This window comes from Paenibacillus sp. FSL H8-0175 (assembly GCF_045040615.1).
Taxonomy (GTDB): Bacteria; Bacillota; Bacilli; order Paenibacillales; family Paenibacillaceae; genus Paenibacillus_AQ; species Paenibacillus_AQ odorifer.
Genome location: NZ_CP150299.1, coordinates 1,982,387 through 1,999,962, shown reverse-complemented (window position 1 = coordinate 1,999,962; position 17,576 = coordinate 1,982,387). Strand labels below are relative to the sequence as shown.

The following is a 17,576-nucleotide window of genomic DNA, read 5'->3' as shown; positions in this document are numbered from 1 at the left end:
TCGTATACATCTGCTCTATCGGACACTGATGCTCTTATATGCCACATTTTCCGATTTTCCCTATGCTATCGGACCCCACAGACGCTATTGCACTAAAAACCAGCCTATATGAGGCTCTTTTCAAGGAATAGCGTCGCTGGGGTCCGAACCCCGACTCAAGAAGCGCTGAATTTGCAATTAAGGTCCACTGGGTCCGTACGCCTAGCGGATGATATAACAAGCGAAGATTCAGATGTGTTCTGCAATAAGACTTGCTAATGATCGTAAACCTAACCTTACAAAAAAACGCTTGATGCTCAGTAATCCACTTAAGGATTAACAAGCATCAAGCGTTGATTAATAATTAATATATATTAGTTCTGCATTACAAAATCATTATCAATCTTCGCATTAGGATCATCGAACACCCGCAGAATATCATAACGTGTATTCCGCTGTGCTGGAACTTTGCCTGCTTCGCGAATCAGCTGAGTAATCGACTCGATGTTTACCTTGTAAGTCGCACCCGCAGAAGATACTACGTTCTCTTCAATCATTGTGCTGCCGAAATCGTTGCAGCCATATTGCAAGGAGAGCTTGCCGACCTCTGGCCCCATAGTGACCCAAGAAGATTGGAAGTTCTTAATATTATCCAACACAAGGCGGCTGATCGCTACCGTCTTCAGATATTCCTCAGGCGTTTGTCTGTCCAGCTTCAGGTTGGTATTGTCCGGCTGGAATGTCCATGAGATAAAGGCCAAGAAACCTTCAGAATCATATTTGTTGGCAATACACTCATCCTGAGCCTCACGTACACGTAGTAAGTGCAAAGCTCGTTCTTCCATACTTTCTCCAAGCCCAATCACCATTGTAGCTGTTGTATTCATACCCACTTTATGTGCTGTCTGCATTACATCCATCCACTCGCGCCACGAGCCTTTTAGCCGGCTGATTTTGCGGCGTGTACGGTCATCAAGAATTTCTGCGCCTCCGCCTGGCAAGGAATCCAGACCCGCAGCATGAATTTCACGAACCACTTGTTCCAGTGGTAATCCTGATACTTCTTTCATCTTCATAATCTCCGCAGGAGAGAAGGAGTGCATTGTAATCTCAGGGAAACGTTGCTTAATTCCGCGCAGTATATCTGTATAGTAGCTAAATGGAAGGTTAGGATTAGTTCCACCTTGCATAAGAATTTCTGTACCATTAACAGCAATCGTTTCAGCAATTTTTTGATAAATCGTTTCATCTGGCAGCACATAGCCTTCATCCGAGCCTGGTCTGCGGTAAAAAGCGCAAAAACGGCAGTACACATCACATACATTCGTATAGTTAATATTACGGCCAATTACAAATGTGGCTAACGGGTCCGGATGCCAGCGTTCCATAATAGTGTTTGCAGCAGCACCCATTTTCTCAATTTCGTTGCTCTCGAATAGTCGGATGGTATCTTCCAATTGGAGACGGTCACCCCGCAGGGCTTTATCCAAAATAAGATCTATCGCACTCATCGTTCGCATCCTCCTTTTAAACCCTTAGGGATATGGTAGATTCACAAAATCACAAGAAAAATAACGTTGTCGTCCTTTAGAGATAACAACCGTTTCTCGTAGTAACATAAGGATAAAGTACAGTATGTAACTTATACCTTATATTTTAATAAATGAACAGTTCATTTCCTCATCGTATCACAATCTGAACAGCTTGAAAAACTTTTTACTTTCTTAGCAAGATACCATCCAGCAGAAAGAGTCCTTACATTGCTGCCTGCACCCGGTGAATCAAAATTCCTTGAGGCTGCCGGACACAGATGACGTTATTAGTTACTATTTAGCCTTTGGAGCATAGTTCTGGACTCCAGCGACGCTATTCCTTGACAAGAGACTCATGAAGGCTAGTTTTTAGCGCAATAGCTGCTGTGGAGTCCGTTAACATTCCAAATGTGTAATAATGCTGTGTCTAAGGTCAGCTGTGTCCAATAGCAAAAAGTCCAAAAAGAAGAGCTATCCCAGCAGCCAATTCCCGGCTTATGAGACAGCTCTATTTCATCCTGCGTCCAACACCAGCTCTAAATCAACGGTGAGATAGCTCCTCGATATTTCCCAGCATTCGGTGCCGATCTGGGTTGCCGTTACTTTTACTTCGTTTCGATTTCCGCACGCGCAGCCTCTAAAGCTTGACCAAGATCAGCAATTAGATCCTCCGCATGTTCAATGCCGACCGAGAAGCGCAGCAATCGATCATCTACACCCACCGCATTCCGAATTTCCACAGGAATATCCGCATGCGTCTGTACTGCAGGATAGGTCATTAGCGATTCAACCCCGCCGAGGCTCTCCGCGAAGGCAATAAGCCGGATATGACGAAGCAGAGGTTCTACGTATCTGGCATCTTTTAATTTGAAAGAAAAAATTCCGGTATTGCCCGAGGACTGGCGATTCTGGATTTCATATCCCGGATGATCCGGCAGACCTGGATGGAACACTTCCGCAATCGCCGGATGCCCTTGTAGATAGCGGGCAATTGCTAGCGCATTACTCTCGTGCCGTTCCATACGCAGGGCCAGTGTCTTCATGCCTCTCATCAGCTGATAACTGTCTGTTGGCCCAAGCACAGCGCCAATAGAGTTATGTAGAATCGCTATTTCAGCGGATAATTCAGCCCCTTTAGATACAATAAGACCAGCAAGTACATCATTGTGTCCGCCCAAATATTTGGTAGCACTATGGACTACAATGTCTGCACCTAATTCCAGAGGACGCTGGAAAAATGGAGTCAGCAGTGTATTGTCTACAATTGTGAGCAGCCCATGATGACGGGCCCAAGTAGCTACTGCTGCAATATCCGTAACCATCATCAAAGGATTCGTTGGCGTTTCAATAAATATCGCCTTCGTATTTGGAAGGCGTGAAGCCTCAAGCGCATCCAAATCATTCGTATCTACATAGGAAGCAGTGATGCCAAACTTGGACATAATTCGTTCCAACAAACGATAGGTCCCTCCGTAAAGATCCAGCGAAACGATCAAGTGATCGCCTTGCCCAAACAGGGTAAATATGGTTTGAATAGCTGCCATCCCAGAACTACAGGCAAAACCTGCATCACCAGACTCCAATTCCGCAGCCGCATTCTCTAGTACGGAACGGGTTGGACTTTTGGTACGGCTATAATCGAAACCTGTGCTCTGCCCAAGCTTCGGGTGACGGAATGCCGTAGCATTATAGATAGGAAAATTAATGGCTCCGGTAGCCGGATCTTCTTGTGAACCTATTTGTGCCAGTCTACTTTCAATCCTAAGTTTGTCGTCCATGATAAATGCCTCCTAAATTGTAATGTAGCGCTGATCTTAATAAACAATCGGGTCGATATCGTAAGGTGTCTCTTGATATACATAGTAATTGAGCCAATTAGAGAATAATAAGTTGGCATGTGCACGCCACACTGCAGGAGGTGTTCGTTCTGGATCATCTTTAGGGAAATAGTGTTTCGGCAAGGCCATCTCCATGCCCCTCTCCAAATCACGATCATATTCCCATTTCAAGGATAATGGATCGTATTCGGAATGTCCGGTCACAAATATTTGTTTGCCGTCGGTCGTAGCTACTAGATACATACCAGCTTCTTCGGATTCCGCCAGAATCTGCAGATCTGGATTGCTCTCAATATCTTCGCGGGAGACATCGGTATGACGGGAATGCGGTACATGGAATACCTCGTCAAAGCCGCGCAGCAATTTAATGTTATTTTGATTAATCGTATGGGAGAATACTCCAAAACATTTTTCAGGCAAAGCTACTTTACGAACACCAAAATGATGATACAACCCTGCCTGCGCCGCCCAACAGATATGCATGGTCGAGGTCACATTATCCTTGCTCCATTCAAAAATCTCTTTTAGCTCTTCCCAATAGGATACTTCCTCAAACTCCATTTGCTCTACGGGTGCTCCTGTAACAATAAGACCATCCAAACGGCGGTGGCTGATCTCGTCAAAAGTTTTGTAAAAGCTTCTCAAATGCTCAGCAGAAGTATTCTTAGAAGTATGTGAGCGTGGATGCAGCAAGGTAACGTCAACTTGTAGCGGTGAATTTCCTATTAAACGCAGCAATTGAGTCTCCGTCGTTTCTTTAGTCGGCATGAGATTCAGAATAGCAATCCTTAGTGGACGGATATCCTGATGGAAAGCCAAACTATCATCCATCACAAAAATATTTTCACCGGATAGTATTTCTTTTGCTGGTAAACTGTCGGGAATTTTAATTGGCATTGTCTTTCCACTCCTTAACTGTATTTAGGTTATGTTGTCACATCGCGGCTTTCTGAACAATAAAAAGACCTTTCTCGGAAAACGAGAAAGGTCATATCTACAGTCATATGCGCCTCTCTCATCTGCCAGAAACTTTTGGACGAGGTTTAGTCGTCAGCAAAGTTCCGCAAGAATTAGCACCGTGCGTTCACACGCCGGTTGCCGGGTTTCATAGGGCTAGTCCCTCCACCTGCTCTTGATAAGATTTAGCTGTATTCAATTAAATTTCTTTAAAATTTACTTTAAATCATGAACCTCCTTTTCGTCAAGTCCATACAATGCTGAAGTAGCCTCAAAGTAACAATAAATTTGCTTGAAAGAGGCATACTCCGTTGTTATACTAGACAAGTATTTCATACCTGAACGAAAAGAAGAGGTGAGAAGAAGAATGGAAGGCGACCCGAGCTCGCAATTAAGTGTACAGAATGAGCAACCACACAGGATAATCATCAGCTTGCCGGCGGCGGGAGCAGTTCTTCTTCATGCCCTCGAATCGTCATTCGGCCTCTTGTATTGATTGTAACGCCGGCCAAGCTGATTTTTTCTCTGTGCTTAATTAGCAGTCCCTGGTGAAGACCCGGGGATAGAAGGAGTGGAATCAGATGAAAATCCGGCTGGTGAATGCAGGGGTTTTTACACCTATTGATGAAATTGATGAAACATTGACACCCCCAACAGAAGGGTTCTATTGGATTGATGCAGATGTGGAGGATTTGGAGCTGCTTCAGCCCCTGTTCAACCTGCATGATCTCGCTGTTGAGGATTGCCTTAGTGAAGAGGATCAACGTCCAAAGATCGAAATATACGAAAGTCATTACTTTATTGTTGTAAACAGCATCCGCTTTGATGATGAGGAAATCTTCCTGCGGGCGCTCAATATATTCTTGGGCAGACATTATATTATTACTGTAACGAAACAAAAGATTCACGAGCTACGCGTCCTGAAGCCCATGTTATGGGAACAAGAGGTTAGCGAACCCGACCAATTCCTTTACCTGCTTATCGACCTTGTCGTAGATAATTATTTCTCCGTAGGTGACCGAATTGAAGCCCGGATTGAGAAGCTTGAAGAGGATATCCTAATGCATACCAAGAAATCTCATCTGAGTGAGATTATCGGTCTGCGAAGTGAGATCTTATGGTTAAAGAAGATGCTGGGACCACAGAAAGAGGTTATCAATACCCTGAATAAAAAAGACCTCCGTCTGATTGATGATCAGCTGCAGAAATACTTTAGCGACATTTATGAAAATGCAGTTAAAATATCCGAAACCTTTGAGACGTACCGCGATCTCATGGGCAACTTACGTGAGGCCTACCAATCCAGTATCGCCAACCGCGCCAATGAAATTATGAGAGTATTTACCGCGATTACAACGATATTCATGCCTTTGACCGTAATTACCGGAATCTATGGGATGAACTTTGATCATATGCCGGAATTGCATACGAAATACGGTTATTTTGCCGTTATAGGTCTAATGTTGACGTTAGGCTGTGGGATGCTGTATGTATTCCGCAAGAAAGAATGGCTATGAAAATAAACGGACGAATAGGCAAGACGAAGGCCCTTTAACCCTATGGTGTAAGGAAGCCTTCGTCTTTTTGATATGATAAAAAGCTACTAGAAACTGGTCGCCATGCCCACTTTAGGAGCTTGCTCCCGCCGGAAACGAATGCGGATCAGCCGCAGACGTTCATAATAGCTATCCAGCCCTTCTGCTGCTGAAAAATCCTCCCCATACACCTTATGCAGCACTGGCTTTAGAAAAAGATCTCCTACCTCTGCATAGGCATTCCATATCGCCTCCTGCTCATTCTGCGGCACATTTTTCAGTTCTACCTCGATCAGTTTCTCCACGCAATAACCTTCTCTTTCCAGCTCCTCTACCGTCTCAATCAGTTCGCGACGGTTCACTCCACTGTTCACCTTAAGCTGTTCTAACCCTAACCCATTCTCGATCCCTTGCAGCAGAATTCGCCGTAATCGCAGTCTTTCTAGCTGTTTCTTATATTTGACCTCTTTCTGTTTATAGAGCCAGGATACAAAAGAATCCTCCTCAATTTCTTGGTGTACCCAATTCAAAGGAAAGGAATGTTCCCTTGCAGCCGTAGAGGTTATAGCCAACCAATCCGTGCCATATTGGGCTACCTTTCCTTCCCCTACACCAGGGATCTGCAGCAGCTCCTCTGGTGTATGCGGCAAGAAAGTGCTTATCAAACGTAACAAACGATTGCTGGCAAGAATGTAAGGGGCTTTCCGTTCACTAGAAGCTAGGCTGCGGCGCCAAGCACATAACTCCTCATATATAGCTTCGTTCCCATTATATTCACTGTAATATTGCAGCCTTAGCTGCTCCTGATTACGCCCGGTAAGGCCGTCTTCTTCATGAAATACGCCATCAATCAACGGCCGATAGCCATCCCCCATCTTCACCGCCAGCTCATGCCTGTAAACACAAAGCATTTCATTCCATGAACCACCCGCGTACCACAAATGCTCCTGTGTTTCCTCACCGCCTGAAAAATCACGCCAGCCCAGACTCCACACTCCTTCTTCCTCTCCAATCCATAGCTGAGCGAACACCTCTTGATCCACCCCAGATATTCTGGATAAGCGATTCATAAATACAATTTGCATATTCATCCCTGCCTTTCTAGTCTTCAGCAAGCACTATACCTACCGGTCTGAGCTACTTATTCGCTGATGTGAATCCCACACTGTCAGACTCGGAAAACGCAAAAAAGCACCACTCTCACGATAAACGTGAAAGAGGTGCTCCCTCATTAAATGCTATACTGTTAGATCCTACAATACCATATATTTCCTAACAGTCAATATCTTTTTATACTAGTTCCTTGCCAAAGCTAAAGTTGCCAGTCCAATCGCACCTGCAAGTCCTGCATTATCTCCAAGCTGCGGTGGCACAACATAATTATCGATGTCGGTATTGAGCGCTGGATGCTGAACATAACCCTTCAGCAGCTCCTGCAGCTTGGTACGAATTAGCGGGAACAAGTGGCTTTGCTTCATGACACCACCGCCCATTACGATTTTTTCGGGAGACAGAATCAACACGTAATTCATAAGTGCATGTGCAAGATAATGAGCTTCCATATCCCAAGCTGGATGGTCAACAGGCAGCTCGCCTGCTGGTTGTCCCCAGCGTTTGCCAATCCCCGGACCTGCGGCTAACCCTTCAAGGCAATCGCCATGATAAGGGCAGTAGCCCTCAAACGTGTCCTCTGGATGTCTGCGAACTAGAATATGCCCCATCTCAGGATGAGACAATCCATGCACCATCTGACCTCCAACTACTGCTCCCGCTCCAATGCCTGTCCCAACCGTAATATAAAGGCAGCTGTCCAGACCTTTAGCCGCTCCCCATTTACTTTCCGCAAGCGCTGCACCATTCACATCCGTATCAAAACCGATCGGCACGTTAAATTGCTCAGCCATTGTACCTACCAAATTATATTGTCCCCAGTGAGGTTTTGGTGTCGTTGTTATGTAACCATAAGTAGGGCTGTCCAGCACGGGATCAATCGGTCCAAACGATCCAATACCAAAAGCTTCTACATTCTTCCCATTAAAATAGTCAATTACGAGTCCCATCGTTTCTTCCGGTGTTGTTGTCGGAAAGCTAACTCGGTCCAGAATGGTACCGTCCTCATAACCAATTCCGCATACAAACTTCGTTCCGCCTGCTTCAATCGCTCCCAATAACTTCATAGCAACTATCTCCCTTCTCCATTAAGCAATAATCCGCCATCCAGTTTGAAAATAAAAATTAATATAAAATAAAACAATCAACAGCCCTTATTATACGTTGGATGAAGCGCTATCACAATAATAAAACTCCCTTCATGCTTTTTTGCATGAAGGGAGACTCTCCTTAACCCAGATCACCTAACTCAATCTGTACAATTCCCCGTTCGTCCTGCACCTCAGCGATCAAATGCATCAGGCTGCCAAATTCCAGTTCTTGAAATTTACGCGCGGCTGTTTCCCGTTGTAATTGCCATAAAGCTTCCGCCAGCTCACAGACCACAGGCACATCACAACGGATTTCAGCCAGCTCTCTTGATAGATGCAGCATATCAAGGTCGGCTTCAATTTTGGACCGTACACCTTTAGGGAGCAAGTGAAGATTCTCAATTACACCTTCAACTGTACCGTATTCCGTTAACAGCTTCAGCGCGGTTTTCTCACCAATCCCTTTTACACCAGGGTAATTATCACTTGTATCGCCCATAAAGCCCTTCAGGTCAATAACCTGTCTAGGGGTTAGACCTTTATCCTCAAGCAATTCTGCAAGGTCATAAACTTTATAGTTGGAGCGTCCTTTTTTCATAATGACGACCTTAACATTCTCATCAATAAGCTGCAGCATATCATGGTCACCCGTCAGAATGTAAACCTCAGAATTATCGCTGTAACAGGATGCTAGCGTACCAATGCAATCATCTGCTTCATAGCCGGCAAGACCGATGTTTGGCACACCTAGCTCAGCCACTACTTCTTTTACTAGATCAAATTGCGGAATTAATTCCAGCGGAGCTTCGATCCGGTTGGATTTGTATCCATCATATTTCTCGGTACGGAACGTTCCTTTACCCATATCCCAGCAGCATACGACATGAGAAGGCTCAAACGTACTTACTGCATCAAAAAAATACTGCAAAAATCCATATACCGCATTCGTCGGTAAACCTTCCTTTGTCTTGCGAATATATCCTCCATAAGAGGTCGCATAAAAGGCCCGGAACAGCAGAGCCATTCCATCTACAAGCATTACCCGGCCCGTTGTATCTGTTCTCACTTATAAACCTCTCCCTTGATCGTTGTATTGATATTAAACATTAGCCCAAGTATCGGCATATTGGTCTTCTTTGAATCCCACCGTAACTTTAACTCCATCGGTGACAATCGGGCGTTTGATCAGCATCCCGTGCCTTGAGAGCAGCTCTAACTTCTCCTGTTCCGTAAGCTGGGGCAGCTTGTCCTTCAGACCTAATGATTTATATACTTCACCGCTTGTATTAAAAAACTTCTTCAGCTCAAGGCCGCTGTTCGCGAGCAGCTCACGCAGCTCGTCCACCGTAGGTGGCTGCTCTGCGATGTGCTGAAGCTCCAGCTCATGACCTTGTCCCTGCAACCATTTCACTGCGCTGCGGCAGGTGCTGCATTTGGGATATTGATATACTTTTAATTTGCTCATGCTGTGCTCCTTTAATAATCGGCTAATAATATCGTAACTATGGGGAATGTTTGGACTTTCGGCCGCTGTTGTCTACAGATTTCTTCAATTTTACCGTTAAACACGTTTAAAATCCGCAGACAAAGGCGGTCGCTATCGCTCCTACAGTTCCAATCTTCCCCTTCGCCACACCATCGCCTGAATCATAATTTTATCACAAATCCACTGTCGGACCTTGCTCCAATATTTTCTCCAAGGCTGCCATGTCAGGTGGCAACGGGGCTTCGAAAATCATTTCTTGCAGAAGCACCGGGTGCTTGAACGTCAGACGGACTGCGTGCAGCGCCTGACGCGGTATGGAAGCATCGAGTGCTGCAACGGTCTCCAATTGCTCGCTTTGAGTTGAAGTCAATTCTGGTAGATTGTACAGCTCATGACGGTACATGCTGTCCCCAATCAGCGGACAGCCGATTGAGGTCATATGGACCCGAATCTGATGCGTACGCCCACTCTCCAGCTTTAGTTCAACTCTAGAGCCAGCTGAATACACCTGCTTAACCTCATATCGGGTTAGGGAAGGATATCCATCCGGTGTCACGATACGCCGATGTGGCTCCTCAGGATCACGATCGATAGGGCCGTCGATATCGCCGGATAACTCCGCAGGAACCCCGTGAACAAATGCAGCGTAACGCTTATCCACAGTACCGGCGATCATCTGCTCGGAAATATGCTGATGGCTGTAAGGATTTTTGGCGATCACTAACACACCGGAGGTCTCCTGATCCAGACGGTGAACAGGCCGGAAACGGAAGCGTTCATTCTTCTGTGCCCAATAATAAACCACACCATTGGCAAGCGTGTCGGTGTAATGTCCATGGGTGGGATGAACTATAATTCCCGCTGCCTTGTTAACCACTAGCAGATGTTCATCTTCAAATAAAATCTCAAATGGAATCGGCTGCGGCAAAATATCATCCGAAGTCTCCGTTTCCATGCGAATCTGCACGGTATCTCCTGCCTTTACATGCACACTAATGTATACACGTTCACCGTTTAATGTAATGCCTTGCTCCGTCTGCTTCAGGCGAGAGAGCAGCTTGCGTGAGACATCCATCCGTTTGTGCAGGATGGTCTTCAGCAGGAAGTCATCTTCTTCAGGCGGTATGATATAAGTAATGGGTGAATAATAGCTTGTCATATTAGTCTCGGAACACCTTTTTACTGCGGATGTATTCTACATCAGTAATCCCTGACCGTGTATTAGCCGTTCTAGCCAAAGCAAAAAAATAATCCGACAATCGATTGAGATAAATCACCGCTTCTGGGTTAATGTCCGCAGTTCGCCCTAAGGTAACCGCCCGGCGTTCTGCACGACGGCAAACCGTGCGGCATACATGTAGAACCGAAGCCAGCTGACTACCTCCTGGCAGGATAAATTTCTCAAGTGGCGGATTCTCCTCTTGTAGAGTATCTATCCAGCCTTCCAGCCGCTGAGCCATCTCACTTGTCACCATATATTGACCACCATCAGCAAGTCTAACAAATGCTAAATCCGTACCGCAATCAAACAGCTCATGCTGTATTTCGAGCAATTGCTCGCGGACATCGTCGAAATTATCAATTTCCATCAGGCTTCGTGCTTGCCCTACAAAACAATTCAGCTCATCGATCGTTCCGTAGGCCTCGACGCGGACATCATCCTTGCCGACCCGGCCGCCAATCACTGAGGTCTGACCTGCATCACCCGTACGTGTATAAATCGCCATGGTTTAAGCCTCCTATCCATTCTTAAAAAACATATACTGATAGTTTAAGCTTTCTGCTATAAGGAAGGCAATAAAGATAGCAAATTAAGAGTATACACAAAAACACCATCATTAGTAAGAGTGCACAACAAAAAGAGGACCCTAGGGTCCTCTCAAGAGCATTCAGCAGCGCTATTTTCCAGCTGGACGCCCCTTCATGTACTCATTTATTTTGAGGTCCAATAAACTGCTAATTTCAATCACATTATCCGAAGTGAATGATTTTTCCTGCAGGAAAAGCTGCTCCATCTTGCTGCGGAGTATTCTAATTTCATCTTCCAGAGAGAGTATGCGAGCAGAAGCATCACCCTTGGGGGGTATTTTCCCATTTCCAGAGAAACATTTCCCACCATAGGAAGGTAAGTAATAATCGGCGCTAAGCACAATCATCCCTCCCAAAAGTATTATTGAGCGCGTGCTGCAAAAGAGCATGAAAGTTAAATAAAGCAACTTCAAAGCAACGCTTAGTTCCAGAGTAAATGGATCCTTGTAAGTTCTATTATAGGGGCTAATTACTCTCAAAGTAAAATAATACCATAGGATTGTATGATCGGCTATAGTTCAATTTTCACTAATCCGTTCTCTCACGTGTAAGCTTTGTGACAAAAGCACCAATGCGTTCTACTGCTTCGTTCAGTTGGGATACTGATGTGGCGTAAGAACAGCGTAAGTAACCTTCTCCACCTAATCCAAAGACACTTCCAGGCACAGCTGCAACCTTGTATTCAAGCAAAAGCCGCTGAGCAAACTGATCAGAAGTCAGCCCTGTCTTGCGCACGCTTGGAAAAGCGTAGAAGGCGCCCTGCGGCTCATGGCACTCCAGCCCTGCATCGCGTAGGCCCTTGACGATCAACCTCCGCCGTTGGTTATAGGAATCCACCATCCGGTCCTTCTCTTCCATCCCATTGGTCAGCGCTTCAAGTGCAGCCACCTGTCCCATAGAAGGAGCACACATCACAGTATACTGATGAATCTTAAGCATTGCAGCGATAAGATCCGGGTGACCACAAGCATACCCCATCCGCCATCCGGTCATTGCAAAAGCTTTGGAGAAGCCGCTAACCAGAATCGTACGGTCTATCATGCCTGGTAAAGAGGCAAAGCTGACGTGATTAATGCCATAAGACAATTCTGCATAAATCTCATCTGAAATCACTATAAGATCATGTTTCTCTACTACCTTAGCAATCGGCTCCCAATCTTCTCGGGTCATTACACTTCCCGTAGGGTTACTAGGGTAACACAAAATCAGAACCTTGGAGCGCGGAGTGATTTTGGCTTCCAAGCTTTCCGCAGTAAGTTTAAAGTTATTCTCACCAACCGTTTCAATACCTACAGGTATTCCTCCACCAATCGCGGTGATCGGCGAATAAGAGATATAACAAGGCTCCGGAATCAGAATTTCATCCCCCGGTGAAATCAGCGCACGTAGTGCCAAATCGATGGCCTCGCTTCCGCCAACGGTTGCTATAATTTGATTGGCAGGATCATATTCCACAGCAAAACGGCTGTGCAAGTAATTCGCGATCCCTTCCCGCAGTTCAGGCATTCCTGCATTGGATGTATACCCTGTAAATCCTCTTTCCAGCGAATAGACACAAGCCTCTCTGACATGCCAGGGGGTCTTGAAGTCAGGCTCTCCAACTCCCAAAGAGATGATATCCTTACTGCCTGCAGCCAGATCAAAAAACTTGCGGATACCCGAAGGTTGAATTTGCTGTACCAACGGGGCCAAATAAGAATCCATTGATTTGCTGTCTTCTCCAGTTAGCTGCGATTTATTCGTGATCATATGATTACTTCCTTTATGGAGAGATCATCAGACGGTTGTCTTCCTCATGCTCTTCGAAGATGATCCCGTCCTGTTTGTATTTTTTAAGGGTAAAATTCGTTTTGGTTGAAAGTACTGAATCAATTGGAGACAGCTTCTCAGATACAAAATTGGCCACTTCACGTAAATTCCGGCCTTCCACTTCCACCAGAAGATCATAAGCACCAGACATCAGATAAACTGATTTGACCTGTGGATACAGGTAGATTCGCTCGGCAATCCCTTCAAAACCACGCCCTCGTTCAGGCGTAATCTGCACCTCAATCAGTGCGGTTACCTTCTCATCGTCCACTTTATCCCAGTTTACAACGGCGGCATATTTTACAATGACATGATCTTTCTCCAACTGCTCAATCGCAGTCTTCACATCTTCTTCTTCCGCGCCAAGCAGCGTTGCTAAGAGTGCAGTAGATCTTCTCGCGTCTTCCTTAAGCAGTTCCAGCACTTTCCTCTTAAGCTCGTTCATTTCCTTCATGCCTTCCCTCCGGATAGTTCGCCAATGACGGTACGCTATTAATGCGTCGCCCCGCGAAAAGAGTTTAATACTAATATGACATGAAATGTGCATCTCTGCAAACAAAATAACCCCATAGGAGCTTCCATGAAAGGCAGAGTTTACATAGAACATACACAAAAAAATAGAAAAAACGCCCGTTCTACCGGATTTAACCAGTAAAAACGGGCGTTATCTCCACACTCATGAAGCGATTTGCTTCATTCGCCAACCATCATGGTTACATTAAATGAGAAGGCTGATGTTGTCCGTTAGCCGGGATATGAGCATTCTGAGCGTATGCGCCAAATTGCCCGGTTTTTTGTTGAACAAATTGCCCTGTTTGCTGTTGCATTTGCTGTGCGGTTTGAAGCTGCTTGTCCACATCTTGGCGCAATGCTTTTGCAGGTGCAGGATACATATTCAGTTGAGACATATGCGTGTATAAATCACCTTGGAGTTGCAAAGTGTCCATGGTCATAGTGTTAAAAACCCTACGAACGGCTGGACATGCTGATTCTGTAGCAGCTGTAGCATATTCGCGTACGGTCCGCTTCAAATCACACAAAATGGTGTTTAGTAAATCCTCATCCGGCATAAATGCCCCAGTATTTTGCGCGTTCATTAAATAACCTCCCTAGAATTAATATTGCAATTATTGTGGGCTTGTTGGCGCGTATTGTTGATGTTGTTGGATTAACTGAGTGAGCTCAGTCATGTGTTTGGTGTGATTTTGCATATGCTGCATACAAATTTGGCGAACTTGTTGATTCTGTGTTGTCGCAGCCGTTGCTGCACATTGCTTGAGAAGCAAGTCCTCATTAGAGATGGAGTCAGCGATATATTCCAATTCCTTACCACTTAGCGCTTGCATTTGCGTTGATTGCATTTGTTGTAGTCCCTCCTTGTAGTTGATTCATACAGGCTTTAGTATGCCGCCTATGCCCGCGATTTATTTGCCGAAAGGCACTAGAGAGTTATGACAGAAATAAGAACATACCGCGAATGAGACGATAAAATGCCGCCAATACTAAATCACGGCACGAATGAAGGAGCGAACAATTCATGAATTTAAATAGTGGAAATACACCTTGGTCAAGCACTTTACAGAACCCTCCAACTTACCCCTCTCTAGAAGGTACTATTCATTGTGATTGCCTGGTTGTAGGCGCCGGAATGGGTGGGGCAATGGCCGCCTATCGCTTGTCCTTAAGTGGAGCGGATGCTGTTCTGATCGAAAAAAGACGGGTCGGCAGCGGCAGCTCGCATGCTAACACTGGACTCCTGCAGATTTCCAACGATAAATCGTTAACCTCATGCATGAACACCTTTGGGCAAAAGAACGGTTTGCTCTTTTATCAGTTATGCCAGGCTGGGGTAAGGAACATTCTGGACCTGCCGGACAAGCTCGATATCGATCCGCAGATCATTCCTCGCAGCAGTCTTTTGTATGCCAGCACTCCTGCGGATGTACCTGCATTGCGGGAAGAATATGAGAATCTCGTGGCTAATGGCTTCGATTCTGAATTTTGGGAAGAGGATAAGATTGCAGCTCTGTACTCTTTTTCAAAACCAGCAGGACTTTATTCACGCGGGGATGCCGAAGCGAATCCTTATCGAACGGTGCACAGCCTAATCGCCAAGGCAGCGTCGAATGGCGTCCGCGTCTTTGAACAGAGCGAAGCGAAACATTATGAGTTTACTGAGGATGGCGTGATTTGCCATACAGAAAGTGGCCGGATTATTGCCAAGGATGTTATTTTTGCAATGGGTTATGAAACACAGGAATTCAAAAAAGACCGGGGCGCTGAGCTGATCAACACGTATGCAGTGATGACCAAACCTCTAAAGGATTTTCCAAAGTGGCATGAGCGTAGCCTGCTGTGGGAGACAGCCCGCCCTTATTTATATTTTCGGACAACCCCTGAAGGCAGGATTATTGCGGGAGGTAAGGATGAGCAGCTGACAGACCCCGAACGTCGTGAGGTCCGAGTGATTTCTCAAGGTCAAAAATTGCTCGAAGAGCTTGAAGCCTTATTTCCAGAAATTAAAGGCATTGAGCTGGAGTACTCCTGGGGTGCTGTGTTCGGTTCTACTCGTGATGGGCTTCCATATATCGGCCCACATCCAAAGTTCCCTCACTGTTACTTCATCGAGGGCTACGGAGGCAATGGGACGGTGTACAGTATGATCGCTGCGGAGTTGTTAACGGATACGATTGCCGGCAAACATCGGCCTGAGTTAGATTTATTCTCACTCACCCGGTCAGCCAAACCCTCTCCTTCTAAGAGTTTGGACGTGATGAAACAGAACTGATTTTTGTAGAAAATAAAAACGGGGCTGGCCCTCCCAGCCGCTTCACTGCTTTTGGGACAGCCCTGCTTTTTATTAAATTGCCTGCTACAATCGTAAATCCATCATCCCATGGAGCTTACGGACTCAGTTGACGTTATTTACATGTTTTTAGCCTTTAAAGCAAGGTTTCGGACTCCAGTGATGCTATCCTTGGAAAGAGGCCCATATATAGGCGTTTTTCAAGCCAATAGCTGCACTGGAGTCCGATAGCATTCCAAATATCGGATAATGGTGCGGTTAAGGCCGGCTGTGTCCGTTAGCAGGTTACTATGAGCATCCGACAGTGATTACATATACGCACGCTTCCGACAACGGTCAACGGTCAAGTAAGGTCCAAAAAAGAAGGGGCACGCCCCAGCAGCTATTAGCTTATGGGACCGCCCCTTTTTTTATATACTTATTCTTACGCCTGAGCGTTGCTCAAATTGCGTACGAGCTGAATCCGATCTTCCTGTGCCAGACTGTGCTGAACATGGAAGCAGGAAGGACATACGTAAACATTGAGTGAGAATGGAGCGGTTAATACCGACTTACCTAGTGTAGCTGGAGCAGACGGCTCAAAGCTGCTCACAGGCTGCTTACCCGCAAGGATCGTAAGTTCATGGCATTGAGTACATTCCGGAGCTTCCTCCTGAATGGCCAGAATAGCTGAGACACTCTCTTCGTACTTGTTCAAGTCATAATCATCGCCGAATTGATTAAGCGTACTATAGATTGGAACTACGCTGTCTTTATCAGGCTCTCCCCAAAGATCATCGTCATTAACAACCTCTTGTTTGGGTTCCTCTACGACTTCCTCTACTTCTTCTTCGATGCCGTCAATCCCAACAGTGACCGTACGGTATCCGCTAAGCTCATTGTTACAGTGAGGACAATTCTCCTCAGGTCCAAATTCCTCGTCCCATACAATTTCAGTATGACACCAAGGGCATACAGTTGTTTCCATCTTTATAATCTCCTTCATACTTTCACTTTTAAATTTAATTCATCATTAAATAAATAATACCGGCTGCTATAAAAGCAATCGCTGACAGAAACAGAACTCGGGTGAGAATCTTCATGATTTCCTCCTAAGATACCCCACAAAGAGTGGGACTGCTCAATTCAAAGCTTGTCCAGATCCATAATCCTTTGCAGGGTGTCCTTATAAGGACGGATTTAAAAAATAGCCGCACCTATTACATAAGACAACGATACCGAGATCAGCATGGCAATAAGTCCAACAGCACGGTTATCCGCAGCGATCTCCTCGTCAATAGAGAATACAGGGGTCAGAAATTCAAATAAAAAATAGGCAAGCAGCAGCAGCAAAAAACCGACGACGGACCACTTCATTGTCTCGTAAATTGAAACACCAGCTTCAATACTGAAACGCAGTACGTTGCAAATTCCGAAGATTTTGCCGCCTGTCGCCATTGCCACTGCCAGGTTTCCCTTACGTATTTCTTCCCAGCAATTATATTTCGTTACCATTTCAAAAAAAGACAGAAATACAACCAGCCCAAGAATCGCCACTGCAAAGTAGCCAAGCAAGGCACCTAGCGGATGACCCAGCAAAAGATCAATATCTTCTTGCACGCTTTCCCCTTCTTTCTGCCGGGAA

Annotated in this window: 18 protein-coding genes and 1 riboswitch; of the genes, 2 read left to right on the top strand and 16 right to left on the bottom strand. The window is 45.5% G+C overall.

Features of this window, described 5'->3' with window-relative positions:
- Positions 1-353: 353 nt before the first annotated feature.
- The 3 genes from mqnC to metA all read right to left on the bottom strand — a co-directional run bounded on the left by mqnC (position 354) and on the right by metA (position 4,246).
- On the bottom strand, positions 354-1,490 hold the full coding sequence (mqnC, locus tag MHH46_RS08550; protein ID WP_076126414.1) for a cyclic dehypoxanthinyl futalosine synthase: 1,137 nt from the start codon (positions 1,488-1,490) through the stop codon (positions 354-356).
- Between the two features lie 626 nt (positions 1,491-2,116).
- Positions 2,117-3,289: a PLP-dependent transferase gene (locus tag MHH46_RS08545; protein ID WP_076126412.1), complete on the bottom strand. Its 1,173-nt coding sequence runs from the start codon at positions 3,287-3,289 to the stop codon at positions 2,117-2,119.
- A 36-nt stretch (positions 3,290-3,325) separates the two neighbouring features.
- Positions 3,326-4,246 (bottom strand): homoserine O-succinyltransferase, encoded by a 921-nt coding sequence (metA, locus tag MHH46_RS08540; RefSeq protein ID WP_076126410.1) that lies wholly within the window; start codon positions 4,244-4,246, stop codon positions 3,326-3,328.
- A gap of 115 nt (positions 4,247-4,361) precedes the next feature.
- Positions 4,362-4,491: riboswitch (SAM riboswitch) on the bottom strand.
- 396 nt (positions 4,492-4,887) lie between these two features.
- On the opposite strand from metA, the gene corA reads away from it, so the two are divergent.
- A complete protein-coding gene (corA, locus tag MHH46_RS08535; RefSeq protein WP_036684479.1) occupies positions 4,888-5,823 on the top strand; it encodes a magnesium/cobalt transporter CorA in 936 nt (311 codons plus the stop codon).
- A gap of 86 nt (positions 5,824-5,909) precedes the next feature.
- On the opposite strand, the gene MHH46_RS08530 is transcribed toward corA, so the two are convergent.
- The 11 genes from MHH46_RS08530 to MHH46_RS08480 all read right to left on the bottom strand — a co-directional run bounded on the left by MHH46_RS08530 (position 5,910) and on the right by MHH46_RS08480 (position 14,507).
- Positions 5,910-6,926 carry an HRDC domain-containing protein gene (locus MHH46_RS08530; protein WP_076192821.1) on the bottom strand — a complete coding sequence of 339 codons (1,017 nt, stop codon included), beginning with the start codon at positions 6,924-6,926 and terminating at the stop codon, positions 5,910-5,912.
- A gap of 210 nt (positions 6,927-7,136) precedes the next feature.
- Positions 7,137-8,018 (bottom strand): ROK family protein, encoded by an 882-nt coding sequence (locus MHH46_RS08525; RefSeq protein WP_051491338.1) that lies wholly within the window; start codon positions 8,016-8,018, stop codon positions 7,137-7,139.
- A gap of 163 nt (positions 8,019-8,181) precedes the next feature.
- Positions 8,182-9,081: a 5'-3' exonuclease H3TH domain-containing protein gene (locus tag MHH46_RS08520; protein WP_076126491.1), complete on the bottom strand. Its 900-nt coding sequence runs from the start codon at positions 9,079-9,081 to the stop codon at positions 8,182-8,184.
- A 60-nt stretch (positions 9,082-9,141) separates the two neighbouring features.
- A complete protein-coding gene (locus tag MHH46_RS08515) occupies positions 9,142-9,507 on the bottom strand; it encodes an arsenate reductase family protein (RefSeq protein ID WP_076192823.1) in 366 nt (121 codons plus the stop codon).
- A gap of 193 nt (positions 9,508-9,700) precedes the next feature.
- Positions 9,701-10,687, bottom strand: coding sequence for an RluA family pseudouridine synthase (locus MHH46_RS08510; protein WP_076126404.1), 987 nt, complete (start codon positions 10,685-10,687; stop codon positions 9,701-9,703).
- Between the two features lies 1 nt (position 10,688).
- Entirely contained in the window at positions 10,689-11,255 is a 567-nt protein-coding gene (locus MHH46_RS08505; protein ID WP_076192825.1) for a cob(I)yrinic acid a,c-diamide adenosyltransferase, read from the bottom strand.
- Between the two features lie 171 nt (positions 11,256-11,426).
- Positions 11,427-11,615 carry an aspartyl-phosphate phosphatase Spo0E family protein gene (locus tag MHH46_RS08500; protein WP_232061510.1) on the bottom strand — a complete coding sequence of 63 codons (189 nt, stop codon included), beginning with the start codon at positions 11,613-11,615 and terminating at the stop codon, positions 11,427-11,429.
- Between the two features lie 250 nt (positions 11,616-11,865).
- A complete protein-coding gene (locus tag MHH46_RS08495) occupies positions 11,866-13,086 on the bottom strand; it encodes an aminotransferase class I/II-fold pyridoxal phosphate-dependent enzyme (protein WP_036683526.1) in 1,221 nt (406 codons plus the stop codon).
- A gap of 13 nt (positions 13,087-13,099) precedes the next feature.
- Positions 13,100-13,600, bottom strand: coding sequence for an Lrp/AsnC family transcriptional regulator (locus tag MHH46_RS08490; RefSeq protein WP_036683529.1), 501 nt, complete (start codon positions 13,598-13,600; stop codon positions 13,100-13,102).
- A gap of 259 nt (positions 13,601-13,859) precedes the next feature.
- On the bottom strand, positions 13,860-14,243 hold the full coding sequence (locus MHH46_RS08485; RefSeq protein WP_076126401.1) for a spore coat protein: 384 nt from the start codon (positions 14,241-14,243) through the stop codon (positions 13,860-13,862).
- 30 nt (positions 14,244-14,273) lie between these two features.
- Positions 14,274-14,507, bottom strand: a complete 234-nt coding sequence (locus MHH46_RS08480; protein WP_036683535.1) for a spore coat protein — start codon at positions 14,505-14,507, stop codon at positions 14,274-14,276.
- 176 nt (positions 14,508-14,683) lie between these two features.
- Here MHH46_RS08480 and MHH46_RS08475 point away from each other — a divergent pair, with 176 nt between their 5' ends.
- A complete protein-coding gene (locus tag MHH46_RS08475; protein WP_076126399.1) occupies positions 14,684-15,934 on the top strand; it encodes an FAD-binding oxidoreductase in 1,251 nt (416 codons plus the stop codon).
- A gap of 442 nt (positions 15,935-16,376) precedes the next feature.
- Here MHH46_RS08475 and MHH46_RS08470 read toward each other — a convergent pair whose 3' ends face one another.
- The gene (locus MHH46_RS08470) at positions 16,377-16,919 is read right to left on the bottom strand and encodes a hypothetical protein (RefSeq protein ID WP_081387867.1); all 543 of its coding nucleotides are present in this window, start codon (positions 16,917-16,919) and stop codon (positions 16,377-16,379) included.
- A 212-nt stretch (positions 16,920-17,131) separates the two neighbouring features.
- Positions 17,132-17,551 (bottom strand): DUF350 domain-containing protein, encoded by a 420-nt coding sequence (locus MHH46_RS08465; RefSeq protein ID WP_036683543.1) that lies wholly within the window; start codon positions 17,549-17,551, stop codon positions 17,132-17,134.
- Between the last annotated feature and the right edge of the window lie 25 nt (positions 17,552-17,576).

What these genes read in the sequence shown, in the direction of transcription:
- mqnC (WP_076126414.1), bottom strand. Translation starts at nt 1,490, where the DNA reads ATGAGTGCGATAGATCTTATTTTGGATAAAGCCCTGCGGGGTGACCGT.
- MHH46_RS08545 (WP_076126412.1), bottom strand. Translation starts at nt 3,289, where the DNA reads ATGGACGACAAACTTAGGATTGAAAGTAGACTGGCACAAATAGGTTCA.
- metA (WP_076126410.1), bottom strand. Translation starts at nt 4,246, where the DNA reads ATGCCAATTAAAATTCCCGACAGTTTACCAGCAAAAGAAATACTATCC.
- corA (WP_036684479.1), top strand. Translation starts at nt 4,888, where the DNA reads ATGAAAATCCGGCTGGTGAATGCAGGGGTTTTTACACCTATTGATGAA.
- MHH46_RS08530 (WP_076192821.1), bottom strand. Translation starts at nt 6,926, where the DNA reads ATGCAAATTGTATTTATGAATCGCTTATCCAGAATATCTGGGGTGGAT.
- MHH46_RS08525 (WP_051491338.1), bottom strand. Translation starts at nt 8,018, where the DNA reads ATGAAGTTATTGGGAGCGATTGAAGCAGGCGGAACGAAGTTTGTATGC.
- MHH46_RS08520 (WP_076126491.1), bottom strand. Translation starts at nt 9,081, where the DNA reads ATGCTTGTAGATGGAATGGCTCTGCTGTTCCGGGCCTTTTATGCGACC.
- MHH46_RS08515 (WP_076192823.1), bottom strand. Translation starts at nt 9,507, where the DNA reads ATGAGCAAATTAAAAGTATATCAATATCCCAAATGCAGCACCTGCCGC.
- MHH46_RS08510 (WP_076126404.1), bottom strand. Translation starts at nt 10,687, where the DNA reads ATGACAAGCTATTATTCACCCATTACTTATATCATACCGCCTGAAGAA.
- MHH46_RS08505 (WP_076192825.1), bottom strand. Translation starts at nt 11,255, where the DNA reads ATGGCGATTTATACACGTACGGGTGATGCAGGTCAGACCTCAGTGATT.
- MHH46_RS08495 (WP_036683526.1), bottom strand. Translation starts at nt 13,086, where the DNA reads ATGATCACGAATAAATCGCAGCTAACTGGAGAAGACAGCAAATCAATG.
- MHH46_RS08490 (WP_036683529.1), bottom strand. Translation starts at nt 13,600, where the DNA reads ATGAAGGAAATGAACGAGCTTAAGAGGAAAGTGCTGGAACTGCTTAAG.
- MHH46_RS08485 (WP_076126401.1), bottom strand. Translation starts at nt 14,243, where the DNA reads ATGAACGCGCAAAATACTGGGGCATTTATGCCGGATGAGGATTTACTA.
- MHH46_RS08480 (WP_036683535.1), bottom strand. Translation starts at nt 14,507, where the DNA reads ATGCAATCAACGCAAATGCAAGCGCTAAGTGGTAAGGAATTGGAATAT.
- MHH46_RS08475 (WP_076126399.1), top strand. Translation starts at nt 14,684, where the DNA reads ATGAATTTAAATAGTGGAAATACACCTTGGTCAAGCACTTTACAGAAC.
- MHH46_RS08470 (WP_081387867.1), bottom strand. Translation starts at nt 16,919, where the DNA reads ATGGAAACAACTGTATGCCCTTGGTGTCATACTGAAATTGTATGGGAC.